4 protein-coding genes are annotated in these 5,433 nt (G+C 67.9%); all 4 read right to left on the minus strand.

Going from position 1 to position 5,433, the window contains the following annotated elements; genetic code table 11:
• Nucleotides 1-99: 99 nt before the first annotated feature.
• The 4 genes from GPA27_RS27735 to GPA27_RS27750 are packed head-to-tail and all read right to left on the minus strand — an operon-like array spanning nt 100 to nt 5,195.
• The gene (locus GPA27_RS27735; protein WP_169143639.1) at nt 100-1,362 is read right to left on the minus strand and encodes a thiolase family protein; all 1,263 of its coding nucleotides are present in this window, start codon (nt 1,360-1,362) and stop codon (nt 100-102) included.
• Nucleotides 1,359-2,129: a crotonase/enoyl-CoA hydratase family protein gene (locus GPA27_RS27740; protein ID WP_169143640.1), complete on the minus strand. Its 771-nt coding sequence runs from the start codon at nt 2,127-2,129 to the stop codon at nt 1,359-1,361. Before GPA27_RS27740 ends, GPA27_RS27735 begins: the two co-directional genes overlap by 4 nt.
• Before the next feature lie 50 nt (nt 2,130-2,179).
• Complete coding sequence (locus tag GPA27_RS27745; protein WP_169143641.1) at nt 2,180-4,033, minus strand: feruloyl-CoA synthase; 1,854 nt, start codon at nt 4,031-4,033, stop codon at nt 2,180-2,182.
• A 22-nt stretch (nt 4,034-4,055) separates the two neighbouring features.
• Entirely contained in the window at nt 4,056-5,195 is a 1,140-nt protein-coding gene (locus GPA27_RS27750; protein WP_169143642.1) for an ABC transporter substrate-binding protein, read from the minus strand.
• Nucleotides 5,196-5,433: the final 238 nt, after the last annotated feature.

Below are 5,433 nucleotides of genomic sequence, written 5' to 3' on the forward strand. Positions count from 1 at the left end.
GGGGTGGGGATGGGTTAAGCAGACGCGGCCGAAACCCATTCCCCTCCTAAAGGGGGAGGAACAGGGCGCCCGGGCAGCGTTCATGCATCCGTCGCCACATCAATAATTCCCGTTCTCGACCACGATCGCCACGCCCTGCCCGCCGCCGCAGCACGCGGACGACACGCCGAACTGCAGCCCGGCCTCGCGCAGCTCGCGCGCCACCGTCGTCGTCAGGCGCACTCCCGACGCACCCAGCGGGTGGCCGATCGCGATCGCGCCGCCATGCACGTTGCAGCGCTCGCGGTCCAACTCCAGCTCCCGCTCGCACGCGAGGTACTGCGCACCGAAGGCTTCGTTGATCTCGACGCGCCCCAGGTCGCCGACTGTCAGCCCGGCCCGCGCCGCGGCCACGCGGATCGACGGCGCCGGCCCGATGCCCATGATCTCCGGCGGCACCGCCACCGAAGCGCCGGCGACGATGCGCGCGAGGGGCTTCACGCCATGCGCGCGCACCCAGTCGCCGTGCGCGACGATCACCGCGGCCGCGCCATCGACGATCGCCGAGCTGTTGCCGCCCGTCTGCACGCCGCCGAATGCCGGCTTCAGTTTCTGCAGGGTTTCCAGCGACGTCGGACGCACGTGGCCGTCGCGATCGACACACTCGACCCGATCCGCGAGCTTCAGCGCGCGCGGGTTGTACCCCGGAAGCACCCAGTTCGAATTGACGACGGACGCGACCTCGTCCGCGAAATACCCCGAATCCCATGCCGCACACGCGCGCGCGAAGCTCTGCGCGGCGAAGTGGTCCACCTCTTCGCGCGAGATGCCGTAGCGCTTGGCGAGATTTTCGGCGGTATCGCCCATGCTGTCGCCCGGTGCAGTGTCCTTGGTCGCCTCCCACAGGAAGTCGCGGAAGTCGAGCTGTCCCATGCGAAAGCCCGCACGGTGCGTGTAGGCGGCGATCGGATTGCGCGACATCGACTCGGTGCCCACGCACAGCGCGACCTTCGCCTTGCCCAGCGTGATCTGGTCGGCGGCAGCGAGGATGGTCTCGAAGCCGGTGCCGCACAGGCGCTGCACCAGCAGCGCCGGCACGGCCGGATTCACGCCCGCATACAGGCCGATGTGGCGCGGCAGGAAGTAGGCGTCGAAGCTCGCCTGCGCCATGTTGCCCGCGACGATCGCATCCACCTCGCCGGCGGGGATGCCGCTGCGCTCGAACAGCGCGCGCGCGGCGAAGATGCCCAGATCGGTCGGCGACACGTCGCGCAGCGGGCCGTTGTAGTCGGCGAAGGGCGTGCGCTGCCCCGCCACCAGCCAGATATCGTCGTAGGCGCGCGCTTGCGCCGCGGCTTCGGATGCTGCATAAGGATTCGTCATCGCTGCGGTCCCTGTCCCTTGCGTTGCAGGAAATGCCCGATGCGCTCGGCGACTTCCGGGCTGGTCTGTGTCAGTGCGGCGGTCAGCGACTCGACGAAGAGGCCGTCGTCGCTCGCCAGGTTGTCGATGCGCGCGACGGCCGTGACCATCGCCCAGTTCGCCATCGGCGCGTTCTCGGCGATGCGGCGCGCGAGCTGCTGCGCCTTCGCCAGCGCCTCGCCGGGGCCGACGAGGTAGTGCGACAGGCCGAGGCGCTGGCCTTCGTCGGATTCGAGGATGCGCCCGGTCAGCATCATTTCGCACATCCGCCCCGCGCCGATGATCTTGGCGACGCGCACCGACGCGCCGCCGCCGACGAAGATGCCGTGGCGCCCCTCCGGCAGCTGGTAGATCGTGTTCGGCTCGGCGACGCGCACGTGGGTCGAGGTCGCGAGTTCCAGCCCGCCGCCGATCACCGCGCCGTGCAGCGCCGCGATCACCGGGATGCCGCCGTTCTGGACGCGGTCGAACACGCGGTGCCAGCCGCGCGAGTGCTGCATCACGCCGAAGGGGTCGCGGTGCTGGTGCTCGGTGAGATCCAGCCCGGCGCAGAAGTGCTCGCCCTCGCCGCCGAGGACGATGGCCCGCGTCCCTTCGGGTACGGCCGCGAAAGCGGCATCGATCGCGTTGAGCAGACGGTCGCTGATCGCATTGCGCTTCGCAGGCCGCGCCAGCATCACCGTGTAGATGTTGTTTTCGAATGAAGTCTTAACCAGTTCTTCGCTCATGGGGCGATCCTTTCCACTTGTCGTGCCGCCTTTGACCGGGCGGCTCCGGTTCATGCAGTGACGACGGTCTTGTCCGGCATTTCGGCGTGCAGCGTCTCGACCAGATCCTTGCGTCGCGTCAGCACCGCACGCTGGTTGATGTAGCCCTTGTCGGTGATCTCGCCCGCCTCCACCGACGGCGGCTCCGCCATCAGCAGCGCGCGCGTCGGCACCGTCGAGGATCCGCCACCGCCCTGCGCCAGCGCCGCCATCCCGAGGCGCACCCGCGCCAGCACCGCCGGATTCGTCAGCACCTGCTCCACCGGAGCATCGGCCGGCAGGCCGGGGCACAGCGAGCGGCATTCGGAGACGTTCGGGAACACGAGGAAGCCGATCTCGTCGCGGTCGTGGCCGGTCACGACGATGTCCTGGGCGACCGGCTTCAGCGCGTCGATGCCCTTCACCCGCAGCGATCCCACATGCACCCAGGTGCCGGTCAGCAGCTTGAAGTCCTCGCCGACGCGGCCGTCGAACAGCAGGCCCTGCTCCGGTCGCGCCGGATCGACGAACTCGACCGCGTCGCCGATCAGGTAGAAGCCTTCTTCGTCGAAGGACTTGGCCGTGAGTTCGGGCTGCTTCCAGTAGCCGGGGAACACGTTCGGCCCCTTCACGCGCACTTCCAGCTTGTCCGCGCTGGGCACCAGCTTCAGTTCGACGCCCGGCACCGGCACGCCGATCACACCCGAGCGCACCGCCTGGAAGTGGCAGTCGGTCGCGAGCGGCGCGGTCTCGGTCGCACCCCACGACGACACCATCGTCACGCGGCGGCCGATGGATTCCTCCGAGAGGTTCTCCAGTTCCGCCCACAGGTGCTGCGGCAGCGCCGCGCCGGCGTAGAAGATCAATTTCAGGCGCCCGAAGAAGGCCTCGCGCAGTTGCGCGTCGCGGCGCAGTTCGGGCACCAGCATGTCGTAGGCGCGCGGCACGCTGAAGTAGATCGTCGGCGACACGTCCTTGAGGTTGCGCAGCGTCTTGCCCAGCAGCGCCGGCACCGGCTTGCCGTCGTCGATGTAGAGGCTGCCGCCGCAACGCAGCACCATGTTCAGGTTGTGGTTGCTGCCGAACGTGTGGCTCCACGGCAGCCAGTCCACCAGCACCGGCGGCTCATCCTTGAGGAAGGGCCACACCAGCTCCTTCGCGAGTTGGCTCGCACACAGCATGCGCTGCGTGTTGATGACGGCCTTGGGCGTACCGACCGACCCCGACGTGAACAGGAACTTGGCCGTCGTGTCCGGCGTGATGCGGTCGAACGCGCGCATCACCGCGGCCTCGTCGCTGCATGCCTCGATGTCCGCGAACCCCACGCACCCCGCCGCGTTTCCGCTGCGCCGGCCCGCCACCACGACGCCGTCGTGCAGCGGCCGGATCGCCTCGATCGCTGCGGCGAAGCGCGCGACGTCATCCGCATACACGACGCCCGGCCGCATCAGCTCGATGTTGCCCTTGAGCTTGGCGAAGTCCTTCGACATCAGCGAGTTGCCGGTCGAGATCGCGCACGAAGGCACGCCGACATGCATCGCCGCATACATCAGCAGCGCATGCTCGATGGAGTTGTCGGACAGGATCACGACCGGCCGCTCCGCGGACAGGTTCTGCCCCAGCAGCCAGGTCGCGATCGCGACCACGCGCCGACGCGCCTCGCCGTAGCTCACCCTGTCCCACTCGCCGGCGGCGTTGCGCTCGGCGAGGAAGACCCGCTCCGGCGCCTCGCGCGCCCAGTGCTCCAGCCACTCGCCGACGCAGCGCGCATACGTCTGCGGCAGCGGGATGCCCGAGCGCAGGATGCGGCTGCCGTCGGGCCGTTCTTCGACATTGACGACCGGGCGCGCGAACATCGCCTCGGTCTCGTTGATCGCAGTGCTCATGAATCGTCCCCGCGTGCGCTGCTTACTTGATCAGCTTGTAGTTGCCGCTGTCGATCTTCACCAGCACGTGCGAGCGCTCGTCCAGGCCGAAATGGTCGTTGGCGTTCATGTTGTAGACGCCGTGGCTTGCGATGACCTCCTTGTTCCCCTCGAGCGCGTCGCGCAGGGCCGCGCGGAATTCCGGGGTGCCCGGCTTGGCGCTCTTCAGCGCGACCGGTACCGCCTGCTCGATCAGCCGCCACGCATCGAAGGCATGACCGGCGAAGGACGAGAACGAGCCGGCGCCGTACTTTTCCTCGTACTTCGTCACGAGGCTCTTGCCCATCGCCTTGGACGGATGCGAATCGGCAATCTGGTCCACCACCACCACCGGCCCGACCGGGATGATCACGCCGTCGGCCGCCTTGCCCGCGACCTTGAGGAAGGCCTGGTTCGCGACTGCGTGGGTCTGGTAGACCTGCCCCTTGTAGCCGCGTTCGACCAGCGTGGTCTGCGGCAGGGCCGCGGGGCTGCCGGAGCCGACGACGAGAATCGCGTCCGGGCGCGCCGACACCAGCTTCAGGATCTGGCCGCTCACCGAAGTGTCCGCACGCGCATAGCGCTCGGTCGCGACCAGCTTGATTCCGGCCGCCTCAACCTTGGCGGTCACCGAAGTCAGCCAGTCCTCGCCATACGCATCCGAGAAGCCGATGAAGCCGAGCGTCTTCACCCCGTTCTGCTTCATGTGTCCGATGACCGCAGCGGCCATCACGCTGTTCTGCTGCGGGGTGCGGAACACCCACTTGTTGCGCTCGGCCGGCAGCGACACCGGGCTGATCGTGACCTGCGGTGTCGCGCTCTCGTTGGCCACCTCGGCGATCGCGGCAGTCGCCGGCGTCGTCGACGAGCCGACCAGCACATCCACCTTGTCCTCGCTGACCAGTTTGCGCGCGTTCTTCGTCGCCATCGTGGGATCGGTCGCATCGTCGAGCACGATGAAATTGACCTTCTCGCCGCCGATCTGCGTCGGCAGCAGCGCGAACACGTTCTTTTCCGGAATCCCGAGCGACGCGCCGGGCCCGGTCGCCGACAGCGAGATGCCGATCGTGACGTCGGCCAGCGCCGGCGAGACGTACGAGGCGGCGGCCAGCGAGCACAGCACTGCGAGTTTCTTGATCTGCATGTTCACTCACTCCTTTGGTGTCTTTGCGCCCGACGGTGCCGGGTCGATTGGGTGGCGGTTCTGGCCGCTCTGTCGCCGGAGCTCGCACGGAGCCGGCATGGTGTGAAAGTTAGCAGCGCTATTGTCACTTGTCAAACACTTGTTCGACTAGTTTGTTGCTAACCACGAGAACGATTGGGCGATGTCACGTTGAGTGCAGCACGGTAACTCCCTCCCCTTCAAGGGGAGGGCTGGGGTG

Source organism: Aromatoleum toluolicum, from assembly GCF_012911005.2.
In the GTDB taxonomy this organism is placed as follows: domain Bacteria; phylum Pseudomonadota; class Gammaproteobacteria; order Burkholderiales; family Rhodocyclaceae; genus Aromatoleum; species Aromatoleum toluolicum.

Excerpts from the sequence above, each read along its gene's own strand:
- GPA27_RS27735 (WP_169143639.1), bottom strand. The coding sequence starts at position 1,362 with ATGACGAATCCTTATGCAGCATCCGAAGCCGCGGCGCAAGCGCGCGCC.
- GPA27_RS27740 (WP_169143640.1), bottom strand. The coding sequence starts at position 2,129 with ATGAGCGAAGAACTGGTTAAGACTTCATTCGAAAACAACATCTACACG.
- GPA27_RS27745 (WP_169143641.1), bottom strand. The coding sequence starts at position 4,033 with ATGAGCACTGCGATCAACGAGACCGAGGCGATGTTCGCGCGCCCGGTC.
- GPA27_RS27750 (WP_169143642.1), bottom strand. The coding sequence starts at position 5,195 with ATGCAGATCAAGAAACTCGCAGTGCTGTGCTCGCTGGCCGCCGCCTCG.